Annotated in this window: 24 protein-coding genes; 16 read left to right on the top strand and 8 right to left on the bottom strand. The window is 38.5% G+C overall.

The window, feature by feature from the left end; genetic code table 11:
- Window positions 1–374: 374 nt before the first annotated feature.
- From araA to H9N25_RS08445, 3 genes are all read right to left on the bottom strand, one after another.
- On the bottom strand, window positions 375–1865 hold the full coding sequence (araA, locus tag H9N25_RS08435) for an L-arabinose isomerase (protein WP_190328584.1): 1491 nt from the start codon (window positions 1863–1865) through the stop codon (window positions 375–377).
- 296 nt (window positions 1866–2161) lie between these two features.
- Window positions 2162–2863, bottom strand: coding sequence for an L-ribulose-5-phosphate 4-epimerase (locus H9N25_RS08440; RefSeq protein WP_190328585.1), 702 nt, complete (start codon window positions 2861–2863; stop codon window positions 2162–2164).
- Window positions 2860–4560 (bottom strand): ribulokinase, encoded by a 1701-nt coding sequence (locus H9N25_RS08445; protein ID WP_190328586.1) that lies wholly within the window; start codon window positions 4558–4560, stop codon window positions 2860–2862. Before H9N25_RS08445 ends, H9N25_RS08440 begins: the two co-directional genes overlap by 4 nt.
- A 188-nt stretch (window positions 4561–4748) precedes the next feature.
- Between H9N25_RS08445 and H9N25_RS08450 the strand changes: the two genes are divergently transcribed.
- Window positions 4749–5276: a GNAT family N-acetyltransferase gene (locus H9N25_RS08450; protein WP_190328587.1), complete on the top strand. Its 528-nt coding sequence runs from the start codon at window positions 4749–4751 to the stop codon at window positions 5274–5276.
- A 13-nt stretch (window positions 5277–5289) separates the two neighbouring features.
- On the opposite strand, the gene H9N25_RS08455 is transcribed toward H9N25_RS08450, so the two are convergent.
- The 3 genes from H9N25_RS08455 to H9N25_RS08460 all read right to left on the bottom strand — a co-directional run bounded on the left by H9N25_RS08455 (window position 5290) and on the right by H9N25_RS08460 (window position 7311).
- On the bottom strand, window positions 5290–6162 hold the full coding sequence (locus H9N25_RS08455; protein ID WP_190328588.1) for an alpha/beta hydrolase: 873 nt from the start codon (window positions 6160–6162) through the stop codon (window positions 5290–5292).
- Window positions 6163–6334: 172 nt separating this feature from the next.
- On the bottom strand, window positions 6335–6640 hold the full coding sequence (locus tag H9N25_RS24965) for a hypothetical protein (protein ID WP_255524611.1): 306 nt from the start codon (window positions 6638–6640) through the stop codon (window positions 6335–6337).
- Window positions 6631–7311 carry an NmrA family NAD(P)-binding protein gene (locus H9N25_RS08460; protein ID WP_255524612.1) on the bottom strand — a complete coding sequence of 227 codons (681 nt, stop codon included), beginning with the start codon at window positions 7309–7311 and terminating at the stop codon, window positions 6631–6633. The genes H9N25_RS24965 and H9N25_RS08460 overlap by 10 nt, the downstream gene beginning before the upstream one ends.
- Window positions 7312–7412: 101 nt before the next feature.
- Between H9N25_RS08460 and H9N25_RS08465 the strand changes: the two genes are divergently transcribed.
- Window positions 7413–7790 (top strand): winged helix-turn-helix transcriptional regulator, encoded by a 378-nt coding sequence (locus tag H9N25_RS08465; protein ID WP_167294271.1) that lies wholly within the window; start codon window positions 7413–7415, stop codon window positions 7788–7790.
- 132 nt (window positions 7791–7922) lie between these two features.
- Here H9N25_RS08465 and H9N25_RS08470 read toward each other — a convergent pair whose 3' ends face one another.
- Together H9N25_RS08470 and H9N25_RS08475 are read right to left on the bottom strand one after the other, a co-directional pair.
- Window positions 7923–8540 carry a response regulator gene (locus tag H9N25_RS08470; protein ID WP_167294272.1) on the bottom strand — a complete coding sequence of 206 codons (618 nt, stop codon included), beginning with the start codon at window positions 8538–8540 and terminating at the stop codon, window positions 7923–7925.
- A gap of 8 nt (window positions 8541–8548) precedes the next feature.
- Window positions 8549–10489 (bottom strand): ATP-binding protein, encoded by a 1941-nt coding sequence (locus tag H9N25_RS08475; protein WP_190328589.1) that lies wholly within the window; start codon window positions 10487–10489, stop codon window positions 8549–8551.
- A 326-nt stretch (window positions 10490–10815) separates the two neighbouring features.
- Here H9N25_RS08475 and H9N25_RS08480 point away from each other — a divergent pair, with 326 nt between their 5' ends.
- The 14 genes from H9N25_RS08480 (at window position 10816) to H9N25_RS08545 (ending at window position 24677) form a co-directional block, all read left to right on the top strand.
- Entirely contained in the window at window positions 10816–11721 is a 906-nt protein-coding gene (locus tag H9N25_RS08480) for a hypothetical protein (RefSeq protein ID WP_190328590.1), read from the top strand.
- A complete protein-coding gene (locus tag H9N25_RS08485) occupies window positions 11691–11915 on the top strand; it encodes a hypothetical protein (protein WP_190328591.1) in 225 nt (74 codons plus the stop codon). The genes H9N25_RS08480 and H9N25_RS08485 overlap by 31 nt, the downstream gene beginning before the upstream one ends.
- Before the next feature lie 54 nt (window positions 11916–11969).
- A complete protein-coding gene (locus H9N25_RS08490; RefSeq protein ID WP_190328592.1) occupies window positions 11970–13346 on the top strand; it encodes a hypothetical protein in 1377 nt (458 codons plus the stop codon).
- Window positions 13347–13467: 121 nt separating this feature from the next.
- Window positions 13468–15321 carry a hypothetical protein gene (locus tag H9N25_RS08495; RefSeq protein WP_190328593.1) on the top strand — a complete coding sequence of 618 codons (1854 nt, stop codon included), beginning with the start codon at window positions 13468–13470 and terminating at the stop codon, window positions 15319–15321.
- 52 nt (window positions 15322–15373) lie between these two features.
- Entirely contained in the window at window positions 15374–17476 is a 2103-nt protein-coding gene (locus H9N25_RS08500) for a hypothetical protein (protein WP_190328594.1), read from the top strand.
- A gap of 93 nt (window positions 17477–17569) precedes the next feature.
- The gene (locus tag H9N25_RS08505) at window positions 17570–18418 is read left to right on the top strand and encodes a hypothetical protein (protein WP_190328595.1); all 849 of its coding nucleotides are present in this window, start codon (window positions 17570–17572) and stop codon (window positions 18416–18418) included.
- On the top strand, window positions 18385–18828 hold the full coding sequence (locus H9N25_RS08510; protein WP_190328596.1) for a hypothetical protein: 444 nt from the start codon (window positions 18385–18387) through the stop codon (window positions 18826–18828). Before H9N25_RS08505 ends, H9N25_RS08510 begins: the two co-directional genes overlap by 34 nt.
- Before the next feature lie 11 nt (window positions 18829–18839).
- Window positions 18840–19892 (top strand): hypothetical protein, encoded by a 1053-nt coding sequence (locus H9N25_RS08515; RefSeq protein ID WP_190328597.1) that lies wholly within the window; start codon window positions 18840–18842, stop codon window positions 19890–19892.
- A gap of 82 nt (window positions 19893–19974) precedes the next feature.
- Window positions 19975–21192, top strand: coding sequence for a tetratricopeptide repeat protein (locus tag H9N25_RS08520; protein ID WP_190328598.1), 1218 nt, complete (start codon window positions 19975–19977; stop codon window positions 21190–21192).
- 38 nt (window positions 21193–21230) lie between these two features.
- Window positions 21231–22007 (top strand): hypothetical protein, encoded by a 777-nt coding sequence (locus H9N25_RS08525; protein WP_190328599.1) that lies wholly within the window; start codon window positions 21231–21233, stop codon window positions 22005–22007.
- A gap of 17 nt (window positions 22008–22024) precedes the next feature.
- Window positions 22025–23305, top strand: a complete 1281-nt coding sequence (locus tag H9N25_RS08530) for a hypothetical protein (RefSeq protein ID WP_190328600.1) — start codon at window positions 22025–22027, stop codon at window positions 23303–23305.
- Between the two features lie 90 nt (window positions 23306–23395).
- Complete coding sequence (locus tag H9N25_RS08535) at window positions 23396–23872, top strand: hypothetical protein (RefSeq protein ID WP_167294283.1); 477 nt, start codon at window positions 23396–23398, stop codon at window positions 23870–23872.
- The gene (locus H9N25_RS08540; RefSeq protein ID WP_190328601.1) at window positions 23872–24282 is read left to right on the top strand and encodes an SET domain-containing protein-lysine N-methyltransferase; all 411 of its coding nucleotides are present in this window, start codon (window positions 23872–23874) and stop codon (window positions 24280–24282) included. Before H9N25_RS08535 ends, H9N25_RS08540 begins: the two co-directional genes overlap by 1 nt.
- On the top strand, window positions 24282–24677 hold the full coding sequence (locus H9N25_RS08545) for an SET domain-containing protein-lysine N-methyltransferase (RefSeq protein WP_190328602.1): 396 nt from the start codon (window positions 24282–24284) through the stop codon (window positions 24675–24677). Before H9N25_RS08540 ends, H9N25_RS08545 begins: the two co-directional genes overlap by 1 nt.
- Window positions 24678–24721 lie beyond the last annotated feature (44 nt).

Below are 24721 nucleotides of genomic sequence, written 5' to 3' on the forward strand. Positions count from 1 at the left end.
TTATTTTACAAGTAGGGTAGTATTTTCAATTGTCTTGTAGCTACTTCGTGGTCAGCATCTATCTAAAAAAGACCCTGAAATGAGTTCAGGGTGACGATCAATATAAAATTAGTAAAAAATGGATTTACAATTAAAAGAAAAACGTTAGTCCTACCAATTATATTACGCATCAGGTTAAATTTGAAGAAGTAAAAGATAAGTTTGAAAGCTGGTTAGATCCAAAGAATGGGGTGATTAAAGCAATGGTTAGTGTAGGATTGTAGATGGTATTTTAGTTACGATCAAAGGGAATGACAATCACAGGATGACGATTGCATAAAAAAGCCGATAATCAAATGATTACCGGCTTCAGCATTGAGCGTGCTTTATTAAAATTACTTATAAAAAACCTCATTCCAATGCAATTCATTCCTGAATTGATTGATTTTGGTATCAGCGCCAATATTTACATATTCTAAGCCGGCAATATTCGCAAAATCTAGTAAATGCTCCGTTGTTAAATTCTGGCTATAAGCCGTATGGTGGGCACCACCAGCATAAATCCACGCTGCACAACCCGTTTTCATATCAGGTAATGGTTTCCAGAGCACACGGGCTACCGGTAAGTTTGGTAAATCATGTTCAGCTTCAACAGCTTTTACTTCGTTCACCAACAAACGGAAACGGTTGCCCATATCTATTAAAGATGCATTTAAAGCATCGCCACCAGCAACGTTAAAAACCAAACGCGCAGGATCGGCTTTACCACCAATACCTAATGGATGAACTTCAAGACTTGCCTTACCACTTGCCAATGAAGCATCAACCTCAAGCATATGTGAGCCTAAAACCATCGAATTTTCCGGATCGAAGTGATAGGTATAATCTTCCATAAATGCATTACCACCGGCTAAACCTGCACCCATTACCTTGCAGGCACGTACTAATGCCGCAGTTTTCCAATCACCCTCACCAGCAAAACCATAACCATCAGCCATTAAACGCTGTGCTGCGATTCCTGGCAACTGGATCATACCGTGTAAATCTTCAAAAGTATCAGAGAAGCCTTTAAAACCCCCATCTTCTAGAAATTTCCTTAATCCCAATTCAATTTTGGCCGCCTCGTAAACAGATGAATGCCTTGCACCACCTGCTTTTAAATCGTCGGCTATTTCGTAGGTAGCCTCGTATTCTTTTAATAAAGCCTGAATGGCATCTTCACTTATTCCATTAATTACGGCTACCAAATCACCTATACCATAAGTATTTACAGCAAAACCGAATTTCATTTCAGCTTCCACCTTATCGCCATCTGTAACCGCAACATAACGCATATTATCGCCAAAACGAACAAATTTAGCGCCCTGCCAATCGTGCCAACCGGCGGCAGCCCTGCACCAGGTATCGATCTGTTTAGCCACTTCTTCATCCTGCCAATGACCAACAACTACTTTACGGTCTTTACGCATCCGCGAAACCATAAAACCAAATTCACGGTCGCCGTGTGCACTTTGATTCAGGTTCATGAAATCCATATCAATGGTATTCCATGGGATATCGCGATTAAACTGCGTGTGTAAGTGCAATAAAGGTTTTTGCAGCACATTCAAACCCCTGATCCACATTTTAGCAGGAGAGAAGGTATGCATCCAGGTAATTACCCCAATACAGTTCTCATCAATATTGGCTTGTTGTAAGGTTTCAAAAATTTCTTCAGTCGTTTTTACAATCGGCTTGTACACTACCGAAACAGAAATACTTCCGTTCTGGTTTAACGAATCAGCTACTTGCTGGGCATGCGCCGCTACTTGTTTTAAGGTTTCTTCACCATACAAATGTTGTGTACCAGTAATAAACCAAACTTGTAATTTTTTTAAATCAATCATTACTATTTATGTTATTTTTAATTTATTTAATCTTCAAACCTCACAGGTTTTAAAAACCTGTGAGGTTTACTCCTGCGGTTGGGTTCATGTCCACTCCAATCAGGTTTAGGTTACTTAGGTAAACCTTAAAGGTTAAACCCGACAGCAGCGGCAGCTCCCGATTCTTCAACTGGACTACAGCGAATGGCGGGTCTTTAGTTCCCCAAGCACCACTGTACCTGCTTTCCAAAACTTATTATACAACGCTATCTCTGCACCCAAGACTAAAGACTTTAGACTCGTGACTAAAGACTACCTTAACGCTGTCCATAATAAGCACCATCACCATGTTTACGCTCGTAATGTTTCTCTATTAACGAATCTTTCAGCTTTGGGGCCTGCGGATTGATCTGTTCTGTTAACAAAGCCATCTGCGCTACGGTTTCCAAAACTGCACTGTTATAAACTGCTTTCTCGGCCGTTTTGCCCCAGGTAAAAGGAGCGTGGTTACCCACCAAAATCATTTCGACTTCTTTATAACTTAAGCCTAAACTTTCAAAATGGTTCATAATCTGAAAACCGGTCTCATACTCGTAGTTCCCTTTGATCATTTCATCAACCATTGGTGGCGCACACGGAATATCTACTGTTAAATGGTCGGCATGGGTAGTTCCGAAAATAGGAATGGCCCTTTGTGCTTGTGCCCATGCGGTTCCATAGGTAGAATGCGTATGCACAATGCCCCCAATTTCTTGCCAGTGTTTATATAAAACTGCATGGGTTTTAGTATCTGATGAGGGGCGTAAACTCCCCTCAACCGTATTTCCGTCGAAATCTACAATGACCATTTTCTCTGGCGATAAATCCTCGTAAGGCACACCGCTTGGTTTAATCGCAAAAACACCTTTCGACCGATCTGCAGCGCTCACATTTCCGAAAGTAAAAAGTACTAATCCCAATTTGGGCAATTGCATATTGGCCTGGTAAGCCTGTTCTCTTATATCTTGATAGTTGCTCATGATAAGTAAGGTTTTACATCTTTTTTGTTGTATTTCTCCAGGTACCTGCCTAGTCCCAGATATTGTTGGTAATGCTGGCGGTAAAGTTTTTGTTTTTTGATATTTGGTTTATATTCTTTCTCAAAGCCTGTTCCCATGGCTACCATTGCTGCTTCGATATCGGGGTAAATACCCGCTGCTACAGCAGCGAACATCGCAGCACCTAATGCACAGGTATGCTCAAAACGGTGTATTCTAATAGGCATTTCCAATACATCGGCCATCATTTGCATAATATAAGCCGATTTTTTTGCTACACCGCCAATACCGATAATTCCTTTTACCGGAACGCCCTGTTCTTTAAAACGATCTACAATAGCTTTTGCACCAAAACAGGTGGCAGCAGCTAAGGCACGGAAAAACCGTGGTGCATCGGTTCCTAAACCTAAACCTGTTATGGCGCCTTTAAGTTCTTGATTTGCATCTGGTGTTCTACGTCCGTTCAACCAGTCTATAGCCAGTTCGGCGTAGTCGCCCTCTGGTAAAACTGCAGCTTCGTTACTTAAATGAGCAATAATTTTCCCCTCTAATTCTGCCTTTAAAGCATTCGCAGTAGCCTCATCAATTACATCAGATTCAGCAAGTAAATGGTTTAATGGCCAGCTGATTAAATTCTTGAACCAGGCATAAACATCGCCAAAAGCAGATTGACCAGCTTCTAAACCTGCCATACCCGGAATTACAGAGCCATTAACCTGTCCGCAGATACCGTTAATCAATTTGCCATCTAAATCCTGATTAGGTGCCACTAAGATATCGCATGTACTTGTACCCATTACTTTACTCAGGTAATAAGGCTCAATCTGTCCACCTACTGCACCCATATGTGCATCAAATGCGCCAACGCCAACAACTACATCAGTGTTTAAGCCTAGTTTTGTAGCCCATTCTTCGCTCAATGTTCCTGCAAAAATATCAGAAGTATAGGTGTCGGTAAATAATTTATCTCTAAAGCCTGCTAACAGCGGATCGAGACTGCTAAAAAAATCTTCAGGAGGTAAACCGTTAAATTCTTCTGCCCAAAGTGCTTTATGCCCAGCAGCACAACGGCTGCGTTTCATTGCTGTAATGTCGTTTCCACCACAAAGTAAAAACGGAATCCAATCGCAGTGTTCTACCCATGAAGCTGCGCCTTTTTTTATAGTCGAATCAACCCTTAAAATATGTAGTAATTTAGCCCAGAACCATTCTGACGAATAAATGCCACCAACATATTTAAGGTAATTAGTGCTGAACTTTGTTGCATGCTCATTAATCTCAGCCGCTTCTTTAACTGATGTATGATCTTTCCAAAGTACGAACATGGCATTTGGATTCTCTTCAAAACCTTTGGTTAAGGCAAGGGGAGTACCTGTTGCATCAACCGCCACCGGACTAGAACCAGTTGTATCAACTGAAATTCCCTTTACCAAATGTGCAATTTCTGCACCACCAGCTTTGGCAAGACAATCTTTTATAGTGTGTGTTAAACCTTCAATATAATCTAAGGGATGCTGGCGGAACTGATTAACAGCGGGTTTACAATATAAACCTTTCTGCCATCTTGGATAAAGAAAAACCGATGAGGCCAATTCTTTTCCGTTTGCGGTATCGACTAGAACAGACCGGACAGAATCTGACCCGTAATCTACTCCAATTACATAGTTTGCTGTGCTCATAACAATAAATAAATGTCTAATTAACGTTTATTTATTTAAATTAAAAAATTTTATTATTTTTTTAATCAGAAACATTGAATTTAGGCTAATAGAGACATTATTTTGTTAAGGAGTTGTTACCAACTCAAGATAAGAATACAATTAACAGAGTAAGATTAATAACTTTATTTAGCATCAAAGAGTTGCAAATGATATTAATTAGAAAAATAGAAAATGATGAGCTGTATAAGATCAAAGAGATTGATCGTTCAGAAGAAATTTTTGAAATGTATAAGCATAGCGGAGTTGATTTAAAACTTATTTCACATGCTGAAAATGTTTCAGGCTTCGATGAATTAGAATTAACAGAGATTATAACCTGGCAGCTAAAGTTAGCAAAGCGTGGCGGACTAGTAGTTGGCGCATTTGATGAAGCGAAAATAGTAGGTGTTGCCTCTGTAGAAAAGCAGAAAAGGGGCGCCCAGCAAAATTATTGCAAAATGGACATTCTTTATATTGATAATCAGTATAAAAGGCATGGAATCGGCAGTCAATTACTAGCGGCCTGTAAAAAAGAAGCAAAAAAATTTGGAGCAGAAAAGCTTTATATCTCTGCAACGCCTACCAAAAATACAGTTGATTTTTATTTAAGAAGAGGAGCTCGGCTGGTAGTAGAATTAGATCAAGTTTTGTTTGCTAAAGAACCTGAAGATATTCACCTGGAGCTGGATATTTAGTATTTAATTAAACCTATTCTCTTTTAGTTACAGGATATAAAAATTTAAAAGAATTGGAAACGGCCTGATGCATGATGGTGGCGTGGTTTTCTAAAGGCAGATAATCGAAATATACCTTTACGCTTTTAGCTTTAACATCTTTAATCTTTTCGGCCAAAAGGTTTGCATCCACCTCCATCACCCTTGGTATTGCTGTTGGCGTTAATCCCTCTTTACCTACGGCAATATAAACCTGTGTGGTTTGATTAGAACCATTTTGGGTAAAATTTAATTGCTCATTCAATAAAGAGCCATTATTCCACCATAAACTAGGGCTAATAATGATGTATTGATTAAAAAGTGCAGGTTTTTTGATTAAAATTTCGGCGGCCAACAGGCCTCCTAAAGATTGGCCGATAATGGTTTTGCTGGTATTCGTTTTATATTTTGACTGAATATAAGGCTCAAGCTCTTTTTCGATAAAGGAAATAAATTGATCGGAATGGCCTGTTGTTGGGTAGTTTTTCTTATCGCGCTCAATTGATGTAGGAAAAGTGAAATCCCTTTTACGATCGACAGTTGCAATGCCAACCACAATTGATTTTGGAACCTGATTTACCCATTCGAAACTATTAAACTGTACAAGGCCTACAATATGAATGAAATCTTCATCGGCAGAACCGTCAAGCAAATAGATTACCGGATATCTTGTGGTATCATTCTGTTTATAACCTTCGGGAAGATATATGTTTAAAATTCTCTTTTCAGCAAGTGCTTTTGATTGTATTTCATCTATTATACCTAAAACAAATGGTTTACTTTTAGCAGTATCTGCTGATCTTTTTTTTTGTCCGAAAACTATGGCCGTAGAAAAAGTTAAAAGAAGAATTAAAAATACTTTATTCATATATTTCTTAATGGGATGCACAGTATGATAAGATACACTTAACTTATGCTTTTTTTTGGGAAAAATACAATTTTCAATCGGCCTGTTAAAATTAATACTGATTTATTGGAGCCAGAAAATGGCTGACTGGAGTGTTTAAATTTACGCTTAAGCCTGTACTAGGGAGAGGCAATTAAAATGCAAGTTTCTCACCTTGCCAGCCAGTATACTGTAAAAACTTTTCCCAGGTAATGTTTTTATCGTTCAGTTGTCGACTCCATTGCAAGTCACGGTCTTTTTTGAAATAACCATATTCAACAGCGTATTCTGCCATTCCAAGAATTTCACTAACTAATAGTTCGTTAGTACCAAATTCGGGGAAATGATGAAGCATCTGCTCCCGTGTAAAGGCCGAACTATAAACAGCCTTCTTTCCTGTCACCTGCACAAAAGTATCAACCATTTCCTGTGGAGAAATGATATCGCCGATTACGGGCAACGACTTCCCTTTATAGTACTCGGGATGCGAAAAAATTTCGAGTACAGCCGGGCCTGTGGCTGTAAGGGATCTACAAATGGCGCACGGAAGTCTTTTGGTAAATAAATAGGGAATACCAGTGTATCTCCCTCCATACGGGGAGGGTAAAACTCCATCAGGTTGGTATAGAAAAAAGCCATATAGATAAACGAGCTTGTGATTGGAAGTGTACGTATATATGCTTCAATTTTGGCCTTGTCTGTAAAATGAGGTGCAAATTTCTTTCCCTCCGTAATTTTATCTACATTTTCCAGGCTACTAAAAATAACATGCTGCACGCCAGCCTCAACTGCCGCATCGGCTAACTGTATGCCCAGTTCCATCTCGTGGGTTTGCGGAGGAGCAATGCTCGGTGTCATCATGAAAACACCATACGATCCCCGGAATGCTTCAACAAAATCTTTTTTATAGCCTAAATTAAGCGGTAAACTAATGAGTTCTGCTCCCTTTTGGGCTAAAAGCTGTGCATCAGGCGAGTCAATCCGCCGGGTAATGCCGCGCACACGGTACTGTCCACTTTCTAATAGCGTACGCGCAGCACTCAGGCCTTGCTTCCCTAAAACACCAACTATAGTAATCAGGGGTTTCACTTTTTGTTCCATTGCCTCTTGTACGTTTAAATCTGATTTCATTATTTATTTATATTTTAACTATAAAAATTATAGTTGCAAAACTATTTTTAGTAAGGTAGATTTGCAATAACTATCCAAAACGATAGGCCAAAAAATTATCGATGAAAACAGAATGTATTGCTGATAATGTAAAGTTAGGAGGGAAGGTTTATCCCTGTACGGTGAGCCTCGCAATGGATTTGATAGGCGGTAAATGGAAAGCGGTTATCCTATATCACTTAAAGGATACTGAAAAACGTTACAATGAACTTCGAAAAGAAGTACCGCATATTACAGAAATGACCTTGAGTTTACAGTTAAAACAGCTAGAAAAAGACGGCCTGGTATCAAGAAAAGTTTATGGCAAAAAACCGCCTATTAAAGTGATTTACGATCTTACAGATTTTGGCAAGACATTTATACCAGTCTTGGAGGTAATTACACAGTGGGGAAATCAGATCGCATCAGAAAAAGGTGAATTTTTAACATCTGGCATATAGATTTTTAGAAATAGTTCAAAAAATTAGCTCGGAGCTCATTTAAGTTCAATTTTAAAAGTAATTCTTAAAGGAGTTGTTGTTTTTTTTTCTTTGCGTTTCTTTTGCTGCATCCTTTTCGAAACTGGAGTTGTATCATTCAAACAGGCCCAGCTTTGTAGCCTTGCCAATTAACATGGCGGTATTTTTTACATCAAATTTTTCTAATAAACTTTTACGATGCGTATTTACGGTTGGAATGCTGATAAAAAGTTTTTCAGCTATTGCTGCGTTGGTTAATCCTTCGGCAATTAACAGTAACACTTCTTTTTCTCTTCGGGTGATCAGGAGTTGAGTAGGTTCAGGTTTTCTCAATGCGCTTAGCACCTCGAAACTATAATATACTTTGCCTTTGAGCACGCTATTTATGGCCTCCATTAATTCTTCCTTGGTAGCGTTTTTTAACACATAGCCAGCAGCGCCGTTATCGATCATATTTTTGATAATGGTCTGCTGATTAAAAGTACTTAGGCCAAGTATAGCCACGGAAGGATATAATTGTTTGACTTCTTTACATAAATCTATTCCACTTTTATCGGGAAGGTTTATGTCCATTAATATCACATCAGGTTCTTGTCGCTTCAAAAAACTTAAGCAAGATACGGCATTGGTGGCATGCCCCATCCAGTCGAGCGTCTTTTCGTTTTGCAGCAAAGAGCGGATGCCCTCTATCACCATATAATGATCGTCAACTACAAAAACGCCTATTTTCATCACTTAGATTAAATGTTAATTTCTATCATTATCGAAGTTCCCTTGCCAAGGCCAGACCGCAGGTCTACTTTACCTTTTAAAAACTCAATACGGTTTTGGATATTTAGCCAGCCCATCCCGGCAGATTGTTTCAGCAACTCGGTATCAAAGCCATTTCCATCATCTTCTACAGTAACTACCAGTAGTTTATCCTGATCAGATTGGTGGAGCTGTACCAATACATTTTTAGCGTGGGCATGTTTCATTGCATTGTTCAACAGTTCTTGTACAATACGATAAATGGTAATTGATGTGGTTTGTGAGATATCTGTCTGATGCATACCTACAGATTGGTAGTTTACGTGAAGTACGCTACTGTGGTCAACTTCTGCACAAAACTCCTTCAATGCCGTGTCCAATCCATATTTTACTAAAATTTCAGGCATCATATTATGTGCTACACGGCGCATTTCCTTAATTGAACTGTCCAGCATATCTATGCTTCGTTCAAAAGCATGTAGATTATCGGGTGTCATTATTAGATTTTCTTTCACGTTATTTAATGAAAATTTTATACCACTCAGCATCCCACCAAGCCCATCGTGAAGATCTTTGGCCAATCGGGTGCGTTCCTGTTCTTCGCCTTTTAGTACGGCTTCTGTAGCAGTAAGTTGTTGTGCTGTTTCTAATTCATCTATTTTGGCTTGCTGTAATTTTCGCCTATGCTTATAATTCCGGTAGCTAAGTAAAGAAATTGCAAGCAATGCTATAGCACCTGCATACAAGGAATAAATTAGGTTGTTTTTTTGTCTTAGTTGTGTTTGTTGCAGTTTTATTTGTGCTTCTTTTCTTGAGGTTTCAAATTTTTTTTCGGTAAGGATGGTATGTTTTGTAATGGTTGCATTTAGCAAACTATCATTAAGCATTTCGGCTTTGTGATAATAAAAGTAGCCCTGCTTTGGTTCCTGTTTAGCGTAAAATAAACTTGAAAGTAAAGGATATAACTTTTGATTTAAGTAGGGTATATTATATTGTTGAGTTAAGCGAAGAGCGGAGTCTGCGTATAGTTTTGCATTTATATAATTCTTTTTTTGCAGGTAATAATAAGCCAGTCCGTACTGTGCTAAACCTTCCTGCTCATGCCAGTTATTAGCCTTGGAAAGCCTAAGCGCTTTAGTTACATAGGGTTTTATGCTGTCTATTTGTTGAGACCTGAGTGCAATTAATGCAAAGTTTAGTGCCGTTGTTGTTTGTATCTGTTTGTTTCCACTTGCATTTGCCAAAACCATTGCCTTATTTAAGTGGTATCTGGCAGAGTCATATAATTTTAGTTCGATATAATTTAATCCCAGATTGCTTAAAGACTCTTGAAGCCATACCTTATTTTTTGATTTTGCCAAAATATTAACTGCTAACAGGCCATTATTTACCCCTTTTCTGTATTGATGCATGCGATAATACAATAGTTGGAGCACATCATAAATTTTACCGTCGTATTTATGGTTGTTGTTTTTAATTAATATATCTTTTGCCTTTTCATAGTGGTTTACAGCACTTTGATAATCTTCGATTAATGTATACCCAATACCGACATTAAGCATGGTACGGGCAAATTGGGTAGCGTCAGCATTTTTTTTTGCATACTCCATAGCCTCCAGATCTAATTTTAGGCAGTCGTCAAATCTGCCATTTATATATAGCACATTACTATAATTGGCATAATAGTCCAGTATCCCTTGTTTATAATTTAGTTTCCTGCTTAAAGCTCTAGCTATGTGGCAAAATTTTTCTGACTCTTTTAAATTGAGATTAAGATATTGGTCGGCTAAGGCATAATACAATTTTACCTTGTTGGTATCATCCGGTATAACTTTGATTTTCTTTAACAGACTGTCTACTTTGTGTTCCACCTGGGCACTACATACAAAACAGGTTATCACCGAAAAAAATACCAGCGTTAATTTTCTCATATCCTAATTTACAGTTTTCTATTTGCAAATTAAATACAGATCTAGCCTGTTTTATATCGTCTTTTTTAATGATTTTTTTTTAGAAATATGGCTATAAAAATCATCTTTTTTAATGATTGATATGCCTTTACCACGCCATTAATTTTATACTAATAAATTTTACAAAATGAAAAAGCTAACGATAACCATCATTTGCATTAATCCAGTATAGGCTTTTAATGGTATAATCCATTTATCTGTCCAGGTACGCTTACAATATGAAATTTTACGGCCTTCAGCTATAAAGCTCACCCAATGAACAAGTTACCTCATAAAATCTAAAATACATGAAAAAAATACTCACCATATTCTTATTCATTGCATCTGCAATAGGCAGCAATGCACAAGTAAAAAAAATTGATTCAAGTAGATTGGTTAAACCGATTATTAACGCTAAAGTTAAGGGGCAAATCATTACGCCAACACCACCGCAAACGAATACACCGCTAACTACTAGTGTTTCAATAATTCCGTCGAAGCAAACGGCGACAGGCATGTTATATGTACCCCCTGCAACAACAACGCAAACGCCAAATCAACCTACGCAACCCACTATTACCCCTGCAGCCCTTGCTGACATAGTGATTACAAATATTAGCTTTTCTCCCAATACAGGCAATACCTACGCCGTAAATTATACCTTAAAAAATGTGGGCACCGCCGCTGTAAAAAAAGGCTTACTATCGGTGCAAGGCTACATAAATGGTGGCGCCGTGGGAGGTGGCAATTCTACCAGCCTAACAACAGAAATGAATCAATTGCTAAATCCCGGAGAATCTATGAGTAGCAGAAATACATTTAGCACTAATGGTATTATAGTAGGCAATGCATACACATTTGAACTTTGTGTAAATGGAATGAAATCAAATGTTGGTACTGCTTCCGAAACATGGGTTGGACAGCAATTTTCTGAATTGAATTTTACAAATAATACGATCCAATCCTCATTTACCATTCCACCGCCACCACCAGCTCCGGCAGATATAGAAGTTACCATTACCAAAATAGAAAAGAGCCCGGTGGATACGGCATCATTCGTTAGGATTTATTATACCTTAAAAAATATTGGTGAAACAGCTATTCCGTCAACTGCCTCATTAAGCTTACAAAGCAGAGTTGAAGATACAGACAATAACCCAAGTACTTTTCTCGAAACGGCTTGTTGTGGGCAGGCTACAGGGGAAATACTTTAAACGCAAATGAAATTCCATTTACACCCGGAAACGTAAAAGAACTTTTCTATGATGCGAGAGTAGCTGGAGGCGCTAATTTCTCCACTTTACCCAAAAATGTACTTTACAAATTTAACATTGAAATAACCGGATCTGGTTTTACCGATGGCAACAATTCAAATAATAAAAACGGATATAACTATTTACTTCGCTAACGTATAACTGCTGGCATTTTGAAATGATTTTCCAGAAATGACAAACCTAAAAAGATGGAACCTATAAAAAACATGCTCCTGTTTAACCTGCTGTTGATGGTAAGTTGTACTTGTTTTGCTCAAAAGCAGACTTTTGATGTAATAAACTATACGATACCCAACGGTTGGGATAAAACAGAAATGGCAAATGGCATTCAGCTGTCCACCAAAAACGATGGTAAAGGAAGCTATGCAGCGGTTGTCATTTTACGTTCGGTAGAAACTAAAGCAACAGCAAACGAAAACTTTAATGCCAGCTGGGAAAAACTGGTAAAAGGTACCGTGTCTGTTTCTGAAGAACCAACCATGCAAGATCCTGCAACTGAAAAGGGATGGAGCATTTTGTCGGGACAAGCCAACTATACCGATGGCGCCAATAAAGGAATGGCAACCCTCTTAACCGCTACAGGAAACGGCAAAATGGCCAATGTGGTAATCATGACCAATACCGATAAATATCAAAACCAAATATTGGATTTTATAAAAAGCCTTGACTTAAATGAAACAACAAGTGAAAAAGCTGTTAATGAACACCCGGTTTCGCCCACAAACTATACAACTGGTTTAGGTAACAAAAATATTTATTCAATTACTGTTCCGCCCAGCTGGAGTTTAAATGCCGGCCAAAATAGTTTAACGTTAGAAAAAACGACAAATACCGGGAAAAGAATTATCGAGTTTATGAGTTTGATAAAATCATCTGGCAGTTTAGAAAAAGATATGGAACATATTTTCTTTGATGTTTTTGATGGTTGGAGCCTGCATAACAGCCCTAACAGTCTCTTATTTGAAAAAGGTGATCATGAAAAAGGGTTTACCAGTCAGGGCCTGCCTTATTATATGCTAAGCAATAGCATTACTAAACCCGGGGGTGACGTTATAAAAGCTACCGTACTGCTTATACAGGTAGGGGCAAACGTAGCCATTATTAATTCGGCTGATAACATACTTGGCAGCGAGATGGAGATGGCCTTGAATTTTCTTTTATTCACTTTAAAAATAAACGGTATTGCCGCTAAAAATGTGGATTATAAAAACCAATTGACAGGTACATGGGCTTCAAGCAGCGGGTCATACGGAAATAGTTTAATTGCTGCTACAAGTTACACAGCAGAAGGAAAATATTACGTGCTAACACAATCTTCTTATACGGTGGGCTATGACTATTATAATGACTTAATTAAGAAAAAACAATTTAAAGGCGAAGGATCATTCTCGTTTAAAGGAAATGTACTGGAAAGAAGATCTGCTTCAGGTTCAAGCTCAAAATACTTCATCCGGTTTTATTCGAGAAAATATGGTAATAATACGTGGAGAGATGTAATGGGTTTGTATAACTGTAATTATGATCAAAACAAATTAGAAACGGTACTTCCTTTTCAAAAAATTTAATTACTATGCCAATTTGAATAAAGGAAAGCAGATGAAAATCAGGATGGCTTTTACACAGGACAGGCATGGGGCAGCTTTTAAAAATCAACAGCTAATTTTCTATAATACAACATCCGCAATCATGACCAGATTTACAGCCTTAACCATTTTGCTATTTACGGTGTGCGGTGCAAAAGCCCAAAGCGACTTAGAACTTAACCGTGACTCCATAATAGGATGGCAGTATATAAGTAATCCACTCAATGCTAAAGTCATTTACAAACCCGTTAAAAGCCAGGATGGCGGTGTTTATTCTGTATGGCAACAACAGGCTTCGGATTTGCTGATCAACTGGATTCAACAATCGTACCTGCCCCGTGGCTTGGTGATGCGTACCATTGCAAAAAACGATGAACGTTGGTATCTGGATGGCAATGGCCCTTTACACAGTTATGGCGTAAATTTTCTGGGATATTCCACTCATTTTGTCAAAGGAAAAATTGACCTCCATTGTTGCGAACAAGGACAAAGATTAGTTGCCGGATTTAATGATTTTCCGGGTTCATTCATTAAAGGTTTTAATCCCGGTGGGATGTATTTTTTTGCCGAACAAGCACAGTTTGCGAGTGGCGATGATGATGCTCAACTATCTAAAGAAAACATTGACAAGAGCATTCAGCCCAATCTCTATAATTATCGCACCTACTTAGATCATTATCACAATAATGGGCAACAGGTTTTTAAAATGGGCGTGGTGGTTCCAAAAAATGGCGAATGGCCTTTTAAACCGGTTCTCGTAAAAGATGCCGTGGCATACATTCAACAGCAAATGGCAACTTACCCCGGCATCATGCAAAAAAATCCCTACTCGGTAGAGCCGTTGAAAAAAAATTTGGAAAGATTGAAACCTTACTACAATGAAGTTGTAAAATTAAATGCAAGCTATAATTACGACAACGGCATTAATGATGGCAATGGTCATTATCTGCTCAATTCCGAAGCTATTATAAACGGGAAAGGTAGCAACAAAACATTTCCCGAGTACAACATACTTGTTTCTACAACACAACAAACCATCGACCAAACAAAAACAGACGGCCCGCTTTGGATGTATTTTAATTTAACGCCAGCGATTGTAAACCTGGAAGGAAACCCGGCAAAATTTGATACAAAGTTTGGCACAGGCATATCGCACATGATATATTCTTTGTTGAACAATTTCAATTTTGATTTTGTGGCAAAATGGTTGGCACAGCCGGATACAAGAAAAACTATGGTTTATACGCCACTAAAAATTCCGGCAAAATCCACAGGCAATATTTTGGTAGTACCTACAGCGGTTTCTGCAACCTCATCTGAAAAAAATAAAGATCCTAATACCATTTTATATTTATATGAAGATTTTGAGGGTTATCCTGTTGGGTTTCTTTCTGCAAAGGGATGGCATACTCATGGGCGCGACGGGCATAGTGTTGAAAACGTAACCTTGAATAAAATTAATGGAAAGAGTGGTAAATGGGTTTCTATTCCTGATATGTACACTTTTTATCCGGATTTTAATAAGCCTTTAGGGAGCAGTTTTACGGTTAATTATGATCTTTATTTTGGTAATGATGTTCAAAGCAACAGAACGCCCCTGTATTTCAGATTGGATACTAAAGACCCTAACAAAAGCAATCCGATTGATTTGCACGATATAAACAGGGAAGGATTCCAGTTTGCAATAGCCATGAGTGGGGAAACTGAAACCAGCAAAAGATTTATGAGCACAAGTTCAAATGAGATAATCGGCAAAGTAAAAATACCTGCATTTAAAGCAAATGATATAGCCCACATCAGTATTTCGATAAAGGGAGCTGTAGTAGCTATAGCTGTAAACGGAAAGGAAATCATGCGTGATGAGAATGTAATTCCTTCGGGAAAAATATTTAAAAGATATGGCTGGTACTGCGGTGTGCCAGGCGTACACCTTGGCAATATTGAAATAAGAAAATAAAGGACAACAATAGTTCTTCATTAAACAAAATAAAAACATCAAAATTTAGGATATGAAATATTTAATCGCAGTCATGCTGATGCTCATCAGCAGCATTTCTTATGCCCAAAAGCCCTCTAAAGAGCAAATGGAAGCAGACAGGAAAAAAATGGCCGAAGCCCAAAAACAACTGGAGGCTAAAAAAGCATCCATGAGCCCGGAGGCTAGAAAGAATTTTGAAGATATGATGGAAAAAATGGGCGCGAACAAAGCCATGCAAAGTGCACAACAGGGTTTGAACTATAATGCCAAAGGCAACACGAATGTAATGCTGCGGAGTACCGACCCCAATCTTGTTCCCGATAAAATTGCTGAACTTAAAATTGCCACTACACCACAGACCAAGCCACAGCTAACAGCTTATCTTACGCCCATTTTTACCGAAGTGGATAAACTGATAAAGCCTGAAAGCAAAAACGCGGTAAAAAACCTGATGAACAAAGGCGAAAAAACCGGAAAGTATGCCATGGTATTTTGGGCAAATAATGAATTGGACAAAGCATTGTATCTCTTGCTGAATGCCTGTATGACCAATCCAGATGATTTGGCTTCCTTAAATAACTTGGGGAGCCTGCTTACCATTTCGGGTTATGCGCATAAATCGCTGCCTATATTATTGTATACCCAGAAGTTGTTGCCCAATAGCGCTACCGTACTCAACAACACCGGGCAGGCTTTGCTTAGTGTTGGCCATGTTGATCAAGCCAAAACGATGTTAGTTGGGGCAGTTACAAAAGATTCTACCAATTCTCAGGCGTATCGTTCTTTGGCATTAATTGCTCAGAAACAAGGAGATAAACCGCTATGCGCCGGTTATCTTCAAAAAGCCATTGCTCATGGTGGTGCAACCACGCAAAACATTAACCTTTTACAACAGCTGTCTCCAACAGCCGATAAGTCGGCTATGTACCGGGCTATACGCAATAATTTCAAACAATTTTATAAAGACCATAGCATCACCAAAAGATTTATTATACCTCCAATACCTAATAGTTACGAGACTGCCTTAGCAGTATATCCGGAAGTAAACAGCTTTTTTCTTAACCTGGATGCAACCATAAATGCAGCAGATAAACAGAGCAAAGAATTAAAGAAAGATTACGAAAAATCATTTATGGATAACGTGAATAAACGGATGGCGCAAACGAAACAAATAGTGGATAATGTGGGAAAGCCGGGCGCAACCAAAATGATAAAAGATATGAAAGAAGGGCTTACCAATCCGTTTTTGGCCCATGCCCTCCTGATGCTCAATGCCATTGATAACCCACAATACAGCGTTTCTTACATCAGCCGAATGAAAAAAGAAACGGCAAACGCAAAGCAAGGAATTGACGAATTGAAACTAGGATTGAAAACAGATTATGACGATAAAATAAGCGCCCTGGTAAAAGAAAAAAGTAAACTGGATGACGGAGAAGGCAAAGGTGCGGCAAACCAACGGTCTATGGAAATTGAAAAAGAACTCTGCGAATTAAGGACAGCAAGGCAAAATAAATGGCTGGAAAAATCGGCTGAGATCAATAATCAATATATCCGCAATATGGAAGATTTGATGAACCAGCGATTGCAGGAATATCTATTTTGGAATACGATAGCCATGCAATCTTTTCAAGATCCCACACCTGTAAACTATCAGGCTTATGTTGGCTACCTCAACGATTTAAAAAGCTTCCGTTCTTTTTTTCCTTTTTATGTAGATGGCGGTTTGTCGAAGCCTTGCGGCGATTATTTAAAACCAGATTACAATACCAAAGGGAAAATACAGGTTTGGGAGAAGGAACATTGCGAAGTGGATTTTGGTTTTGACGCTAAGGTAGTCGCTGGAAAAATGAACTGCGAAGGATTTTCAGTTTATGGCAGTATTCCCGCAGGCGAATTTACCTATAGCCGAAGCTATGATCCGGTAACCTGGGAAACCACTGGCCACAGTATTACAGTAAAAGGAGGGAAGGATAAAGAATTTGAAATTGGCAAACTCGGCGGGAAAATTGGCGCTTCAGTAGAAACAACTGTACAATTTGACGGTAATATGAACCCAGTTGATCTGATCGTGACAGGATCGGCAGGAGCAGAAATAAAGGGACCGATGGGGGAGGGGTTTCAGCAGATTTAGGTGCTGTAACCGTAAGTGTAAACGGAGGCTTTAATTCTTCAGGTCCCGGATTTACACCATTTGGAAGTAGTTTTTTAAAATAGATATATTTCAATGAAAAAAATAGTACTCATTAGCCTGCTGTTATATGGTTTTGCTGCACAGGCGCAATTTAATGCCCTGGCAAAACAAATGAATAAGGATTGCACTGCTGAAAGTGTATTAAAAGAACCGGGTAGGTTTCTTGATGCTCATATTGGCGGCGTAACTGGAGGGGGCAAAGAAGGTATTTCTTCGACGGAGATTGCCAATGCAAGAAAAATGATGGAGGCATTTGAAAACATAACCAAACCAAAGCTACAGTTTACAGGCGGGCTGGCCAAAGCCAGCTTTGGGCTAAATTCTAAAATATATTATAATCAGTTTTCTATCTGTAGTTATACGTACAACCTGGGTTTTCATGCATTTGTATGTAATGTGCAAACACATAAGCTGGCCATTGTTGATGAATACCAGGGCGTGCTTAGGGTAATCGGGAATCCATCATTTCAAAAAGCGTTTAATTCTTTCCAGGGAAATGCCGATGCTTATAAAATCCCGGCAAATTCACAGCTTGTAAATGCCCCTTTTATTGCTATACTTAATTACTATGGTTTTGCAGACAGCAGGGTGGTAAATGCCATCAACAACGGAAATGGTTTTATTGATCTGAATAGTGAACAAGCAGGTAACCTTAGTTCCTATCCGGTAATTGAGAATAAACCAGGCAAAGGGTACGGCATTAACTTTCCTAATTCCGGTTTCGTTACAGTAAATAACGATTTTGTATATCGCCATGCATTTATTACACATAGCGATATTCCTTTTTTTATTCCCATTACAAGGAAGAAATTTTTACAGGATATGCTGGAATATTATGACCGGGAAAAATGGGGATTGTACCTCTACTCGAAGAGAAAGTAAAAAATAAAATAGCCTATGCAGAATTGAACTTAAAAGAATTCTATGAGGTAAATACAAGAAAAAAAACTACCGCACAAAACCTATTATCAAAGAAAGATGAAAAATGGCTGAACCAGCAGGCTGCTATACCGGGTGATAACAAAGCTTTTGTTGTGCCAACCGATCGTAATCGGTATTTGGGCGATGTGTATGGTAACTTTTATTTCACCGAATTTTATACCGGCACCGAAGGCTTCTGTCTGTACCAGATCAACCCCGAATACCTGAAAAAATATCCACCAAATGGCACAAAACCAATATTGGTCGATGTAATGTATCGTTTCAAGCCAAATTATAATTTTTTAATGGGCGTAAAAGAATCTTTTATAGACCAACTTAACCTGGATGAGTTTAGGAAACTGTTACAATAATCCGATAGGCAATGAAGCACATAAAAATATTTTTACTGTTCAATATGATCGTAGCGATAAGCTTTACAAGCTTCGCCCAAAAACAAACTTTCGATGTGGTTTCATATGCCTTGCCTAAAGGCTGGCAAGAATTAAAAAATGAGGCTGGTATTCAATTATCCATTACAGATAAAAAAAATGCTTCCTATGCGATAGTAGTTATTACCAAAGCAACTGCATCTACTGCATCGGCAACAGAAAATTTCAACAATGATTGGCTTAAGCTGGTAAAAAGCACTGTGCAGGTAAATACGGAGCCAATTATGCAGCAACCCACAAACGAAAACGGCTGGGAAGTAATTTCTGGTGGAGCAAATTATGCCGATGGTGCAAATACAGGTATGGCTACTTTATTAACCGCCACTGGCGGCGGGCAAATGGTAAGTGTGGTTTTAATGACCAATACTAAGCAACATCAAAACGAGTTACTCGCATTTTTAAATTCTTTAGCGTTAACAAAACCCGCTCAAAATGAAATTGGTAATGCTACTACTACTATCGCAAACCAAGCAGGGAAACCTTCGGTTGTAGGCTTGTGGTGTGATAACCATCTAGAAACGAGTGGGTATTATAACGGATTTCCGCAGTATACAGCGGGCTATTTTAGACGGGAATATTTATTTAAAGACGACGGCACTTATATTTTCCGTCTAAAAAATTGGTCTACACTGATGAAAGAAATACTTTTTGCGTACGAAAGCGGAACTTATGTTGTTCAGGCAAACCAACTTATCGTAATTCCTAATCAAGGCAGAGGCGAATGGTGGAGCAAGAAGGATAATAATGCATCGCTATGGGGAAATAGATTAAAAGCATCTGATTATAAGCCGGAAAAAACGAATTACATCTTTGAAATAAAATATTATTCGGGAACAGATAGTTATAGTCTAATTATTAACCCCAAAAAGAATACCGAAAGAGACGGCACTTATAATCAAAATGGTTTTTCATATGCCCGGAGTAGAACCGGAAAATCAATTATTGATAACCCACCAGGTTTTAAAACAAGTTTAGAAAATAAATAACTGCCAAAATGGAATCCGTTTAACTTGGTTTGAGCATCTCGTTACGGATTAAAATTTCAATTCTAAAAATCATTTTTAACCGATGAAACAGATCAATACCCTAATCATCGCTACCTTATTTGCATCAGCAGCTTTTGGCCAACAAAAAAATCCAAGCAATAAAAAAGAAGTAGATGATAAGATAAAGCAGGCACAGGGGCAGTTAATTAAACTAACACCTGAACAGAAAAAGATGTTGGAGCAGATGGGAATGTCTACCAAAGTTCCTTCTATGCCTACCGGAACTACGGATGCAGATGTGAAGACCGCCGTAAGTGGCGGCGGAGCATTTGATGTGCCATCAAAAAATAATACGCTTATTAGTGCTATCCCTCAAATCACATTAACTGCTGCTACAGTTTCCGCTTATATCAAAACCCTAAACGATTATGTTGAAAAAGGAATTGCAAACGATGCAAAGCAGGTGGGGCAAAATGTGTATTCCTACTTTAAAACCAATAAATATAAACCTGAAACAATAGGTAACGAAGGTATTGGCTTTTGGACAACAGGCCAGCCTGAAATTGCGGTGTACATTATGGGGCGAGCTTGTGCCGACAATAGTTCTGATGCCGATCTGCTCAGCAACTTTGCGGCTATGCTAGGTATGGGTGGTGCACCACATCGCGCCATTCCATTATTGGAATATCTTGACAAACAATACCCTGATAATACAACTATTCTGAATAACCTGGGGCAGGCCTGGTTTTATTTGGGCGAAACGGATAAGGCCAATATCAATTTAGAAAAAGTGATAAAAGCATTTGCTTATCATCCACAGGCAAACTATACCCAATGTCTTATTCAGCAAAGTAAGGGCAATACAACACAGGCAGTTGAAAAAATGAAAAACTCTTTAGCATACAGTTTTTCATTAGATAAAATAAATATGCTGCGCAAATTGGGCTACAAAGTAAAAGGCAGCGACATGCGGAAACCTTTTCGCCCTGATCCCAACCCTTTGGGTTTGAAAAATTTTGTGCGTCCGGATGTACCAACAAGCTATGAAGATGAAATGAGACTGAAAGTAGACTGGGATGCCTTTCAAAAACAAGTAGGTGATCAATCAATGGCGTTGGCAAAAGAAATAATTCCATATCAACAGGCAGCCGTAGCTAAGGCAACACAAGCCTATAAAAAATTCGATAATAAGGGTGTAAAAGAGATTAGCGAAATGAAAGCGAATTCAGTATTGCCCGATAACCTTTATCGAATCGTTGGCGAAAAAAACCTGGAAGAAATGAATAAAGATGGGGCGTAGGTTACCGTTTTAAAAAAGCAAAAGCACAGGTTGACTCATTGATGAAAGATTTTATGGCAAAAGATGAAGCACAAAGAAAGAATTTGGAAAAACAAAACAGCATCATTGCCGACAAGGAAACCGAACTTGCTAAAAAAGGAGAAAATATTGGCTATGATAACTGCAAAGTACAACAGCAATACAGTGAGTGGGTATATAAAAATTATAATAAGCCGCTAGAAGCAGCCTATCAAAACTTCCTGCACCAAGCGTATTTAAAAATAACCGAAGAGTTGTACTGGGAACAATTTACGATGGATGATGCCACTTTTGAAGCAACAAAGATTGCAGCCAAAAAAGAATGGCTGGGGGTTCTTGGCAATACAAGATACATTGCTACCAATAAATATGGTAACAATTGCATAGCAACCGAGAACAAAGCCTCAGGCTATAAGTTGGCTGATTTTGACGATATGCACTGCACTCATATTTCTACTTTGGATTTTGGTGCGTACAAGCAAATAGTAGCATGTGGTAAAATGCGTGTAGAATTTGATGCTGGTAAGTTGAAAGGTAGCTTTGATTTTAAGTCGGACAATGCAGGCAAAGATAAATTTGTAAAAGGTACGGTCGAAGCTACAGTAATTGATAAATCGGTAGGTAAGGGGCCCTTAGAAGCGTCAGCTAAGGCCGGTATGGGCATGGAGTTTACCAGCCACGGTGTTGAAGATATGTATGTAAACGGCGAAGCATCGGTGGCAAACGTTTCTGCTTCTGGTCGCATGAGTTTGATTTCTGGAAATATGTCGGGGGCTATTAGTGGCTTTGGTAAATAAAACTAAAAATATACACCATGAAAACAATAACTTCTTTTCAAATAATTGTTGCGTTTTTTGTATTCACTCAACAAGTACATGCACAAGATTGCCAGTCGTCAAAAGATCTGGAAAACCTTCCCGGAAAACTGATAGACGCGGCCCATTGTGAATGGCCACAACAAAAAGCCCATTGGTTAGATGACTTAGGTACAGCGGCCAATAAGGCCGTGGCCAATACGGTACTCACAAAAATAGAGGCCCTCGAAAAACAAAGCCGCATTAACTATACCCTTAAAGGTTGTATACTCAAAACCACCTTTTCGGGCCATACGGCTATTACAATAGCCGGTAAATATCCATTAGCAAGCTATGATCTTAATATGGGCTGTTATGAATATATCTGTATCAAAAACAAAATGATAGTGAACAGCGAATACGCCAATGTTTTTCGTGCCTATGTTAACCGGTATACCGACATAGAGAATGCCTTTTCTTTTCCTGATGAGGCGTACTATTACGAAACACCCAAAAAATACAACGGACAGTTTATCGCGCTGCACGATTTTATCAAAATAGATGCCTCAAAAAATATCAACAATGGGAAAGGCTTTTATCAGGATTTGGCCGAGACCACTATAAAACAGGGCAACCGTAGTGTATATATGACCCGCCATTGGTATTTTACCAAACCTGGTGTTTTATTGTTTGTGCCTGTTACCCGCAAAGAATACCTCGAAGCGCTATTGGTCTACTACGAAAGAGAAAAATTATTGATAGCCGATAAAATAAAGGAGATTGAAAATGAATCCGCTGGCATGATGAAAGATCCACAAAAATATCCTCAGTTGTATGAAAACGGCAAGCGAAATCTAATCGTCAGGAAGGCCAAATATCCCGATTGGCAACAAAAAATCGAAGCAAAAAAAGTGATTGTACAAAAGGCATTGAAAGAAAATACTGCAAATTGGTTGGCGCAACCTGCTATAGTGAAGCCCAAAACAGAAACCTTTTCTTGGAAAAACAATTATGGTCCAGGTTCGAATGATAATGTTTGGATTGATACCTACAATGTGGATACCAAAGAAGATGCACAAAAAACAGGATCATTCACCTTTAGTGGCTTTTGGGATGATAAAAATGGCGCCACCCTCTATCAATATAACCGCGAGTATTTTAAGGGCGCAGAAAAAAATCCGGTCAAACCTTATATGATAGAATTGACCTATAGATATGTAAAAACCACACTTGGGAAAAGCCTTGTAGAAAATTTTACCGAAAACTTCGACTTTGATGCCATCAGGAATATGTTGGAATAAGCATATAAAATCATCTTTTTTAATGATGTTATCTAAGATTGGTACTATTTAATTTTATATCATCAATAACATTTTCTAAAACTGAATAACATGAAAAAAATCTTCTCCATTCTAGGCTCACTGTTGTTTGTAACAGCAGTTAAAGCACAAACTGTTACGGTAAAAAAAGAAACTGTAAACCCAGGTAATAATCAAACTACTAATACTTCAACCCCATTGAAAGATCCTAAGGGAGCTGCTGTCGATCCTAAAAAGGAAGCAGCCGATAAAGCTGCAGCAGAAAGAGCGATTAAAGATGCAAAAGTTGCACAGCATACTGATCCGCAAAGCATTACTGCAAAAGACCCTAAGGCAGCTCCTACAGATTTCAAAAAACAAGAAGCAGATAAAGCTGCAGCAGAAAGGGCAGCTAAAGAAGCAAAAATTGCACAACATGTTAACCCTAAGGCCACCACGGCAAAAGATCCTAAAGCTGCACCTATCGATTACAAAAAGGAAGCAGCCGATAAAGCAGCAGCAGAAAGAGCAATTAAAGATGCAAAAATTGCACCCACAAAAGGCAACTAATGCTGTTCAATAGAAACATTTATCAACCGTTGTGTATTGAAGTAAAAGAAAGTCTCGTACATGGGCGTGGCGTATTTGCAAAAAACAAGATCCTAAAAGGGAGCCTTATAGAGCAGGCTCCCGTTGTTTTCTTATCGCATAATGAAAAAGAAGCGTTACGGTTTACCAAGCTTTTTCATTATTATTTTTTATTGGGCGAAGTTGAAAAACAGGCAGCTTTTTGTTTCGGCTACGCCTCGTTTTACAATCACTCGCCCCAAGCAAATGCCTTTTACACGTTTTCTAAGAAAAAAAATACCATTAATATTTATGCTTACCAAACCATTGAAGCTGGCGATGAAGTAACCATTAACTATAATGGCAAACCAGCAGATAAGAATGAGGTTTATTTCCCAAATCCGGATGAATAATGACGAAACAATTATACTTAAAAACGATAAAGGGAAAGGGCAGGGGTGTTTTTTGTAACACAGCTATTCGCGAAGGAGAAGTGATAGAAGTTTGCCCTGTCATTATTATCCCTGCTAAAGAATTTGCTGCATTAAACGCTACAGCTCTGATGGATTATAGCTTTTATTTTAATAAAGAAGAAAATACATTGTCGTTAACCATGGGTTTTGGCTCCATGTATAACCACAAACAATATCCTAATGCTGTTTATATACTTGATAGACGGAAAAAACAGATGGTATTTACGGCTCACGAGCAGATAGATGCACATACAGAAATATGCATCAACTATGGAGGCGAGTACGGCAGAGATTACACTAAATGGTTTATAGACAGACATATAGTTCCGGTTTGATCAGAAAAATCATCTTTTTTAATGATTGACCTGCCTACGCCGGC

The sequence above is a fragment of the Pedobacter riviphilus genome (genome assembly GCF_014692875.1).
In the GTDB taxonomy this organism is placed as follows: Bacteria; Bacteroidota; Bacteroidia; order Sphingobacteriales; family Sphingobacteriaceae; genus Pedobacter; species Pedobacter riviphilus.

What these genes read in the sequence shown, in the direction of transcription:
- H9N25_RS08460 (WP_255524612.1), bottom strand. Translation starts at nt 7,311, where the DNA reads ATGAAATCAGATTTAAACGTACAAGAGGCAATGGAACAAAAAGTGAAA.
- H9N25_RS08455 (WP_190328588.1), bottom strand. Translation starts at nt 6,162, where the DNA reads ATGAATAAAGTATTTTTAATTCTTCTTTTAACTTTTTCTACGGCCATA.
- H9N25_RS08515 (WP_190328597.1), top strand. Translation starts at nt 18,840, where the DNA reads ATGAAGCACATAAAAATATTTTTACTGTTCAATATGATCGTAGCGATA.
- H9N25_RS08500 (WP_190328594.1), top strand. Translation starts at nt 15,374, where the DNA reads ATGAAATATTTAATCGCAGTCATGCTGATGCTCATCAGCAGCATTTCT.
- H9N25_RS08545 (WP_190328602.1), top strand. Translation starts at nt 24,282, where the DNA reads ATGACGAAACAATTATACTTAAAAACGATAAAGGGAAAGGGCAGGGGT.
- araA (WP_190328584.1), bottom strand. Translation starts at nt 1,865, where the DNA reads ATGATTGATTTAAAAAAATTACAAGTTTGGTTTATTACTGGTACACAA.
- H9N25_RS08475 (WP_190328589.1), bottom strand. Translation starts at nt 10,489, where the DNA reads ATGAGAAAATTAACGCTGGTATTTTTTTCGGTGATAACCTGTTTTGTA.
- H9N25_RS08470 (WP_167294272.1), bottom strand. Translation starts at nt 8,540, where the DNA reads ATGAAAATAGGCGTTTTTGTAGTTGACGATCATTATATGGTGATAGAG.
- H9N25_RS08505 (WP_190328595.1), top strand. Translation starts at nt 17,570, where the DNA reads ATGAAAAAAATAGTACTCATTAGCCTGCTGTTATATGGTTTTGCTGCA.
- H9N25_RS08520 (WP_190328598.1), top strand. Translation starts at nt 19,975, where the DNA reads ATGAAACAGATCAATACCCTAATCATCGCTACCTTATTTGCATCAGCA.
- H9N25_RS08450 (WP_190328587.1), top strand. Translation starts at nt 4,749, where the DNA reads ATGATATTAATTAGAAAAATAGAAAATGATGAGCTGTATAAGATCAAA.
- H9N25_RS08440 (WP_190328585.1), bottom strand. Translation starts at nt 2,863, where the DNA reads ATGAGCAACTATCAAGATATAAGAGAACAGGCTTACCAGGCCAATATG.
- H9N25_RS08495 (WP_190328593.1), top strand. Translation starts at nt 13,468, where the DNA reads ATGACCAGATTTACAGCCTTAACCATTTTGCTATTTACGGTGTGCGGT.
- H9N25_RS08480 (WP_190328590.1), top strand. Translation starts at nt 10,816, where the DNA reads ATGAAAAAAATACTCACCATATTCTTATTCATTGCATCTGCAATAGGC.
- H9N25_RS08535 (WP_167294283.1), top strand. Translation starts at nt 23,396, where the DNA reads ATGAAAAAAATCTTCTCCATTCTAGGCTCACTGTTGTTTGTAACAGCA.
- H9N25_RS08465 (WP_167294271.1), top strand. Translation starts at nt 7,413, where the DNA reads ATGAAAACAGAATGTATTGCTGATAATGTAAAGTTAGGAGGGAAGGTT.
- H9N25_RS08490 (WP_190328592.1), top strand. Translation starts at nt 11,970, where the DNA reads ATGGAACCTATAAAAAACATGCTCCTGTTTAACCTGCTGTTGATGGTA.
- H9N25_RS08510 (WP_190328596.1), top strand. Translation starts at nt 18,385, where the DNA reads ATGGGGATTGTACCTCTACTCGAAGAGAAAGTAAAAAATAAAATAGCC.
- H9N25_RS08530 (WP_190328600.1), top strand. Translation starts at nt 22,025, where the DNA reads ATGAAAACAATAACTTCTTTTCAAATAATTGTTGCGTTTTTTGTATTC.
- H9N25_RS08540 (WP_190328601.1), top strand. Translation starts at nt 23,872, where the DNA reads ATGCTGTTCAATAGAAACATTTATCAACCGTTGTGTATTGAAGTAAAA.
- H9N25_RS08445 (WP_190328586.1), bottom strand. Translation starts at nt 4,560, where the DNA reads ATGAGCACAGCAAACTATGTAATTGGAGTAGATTACGGGTCAGATTCT.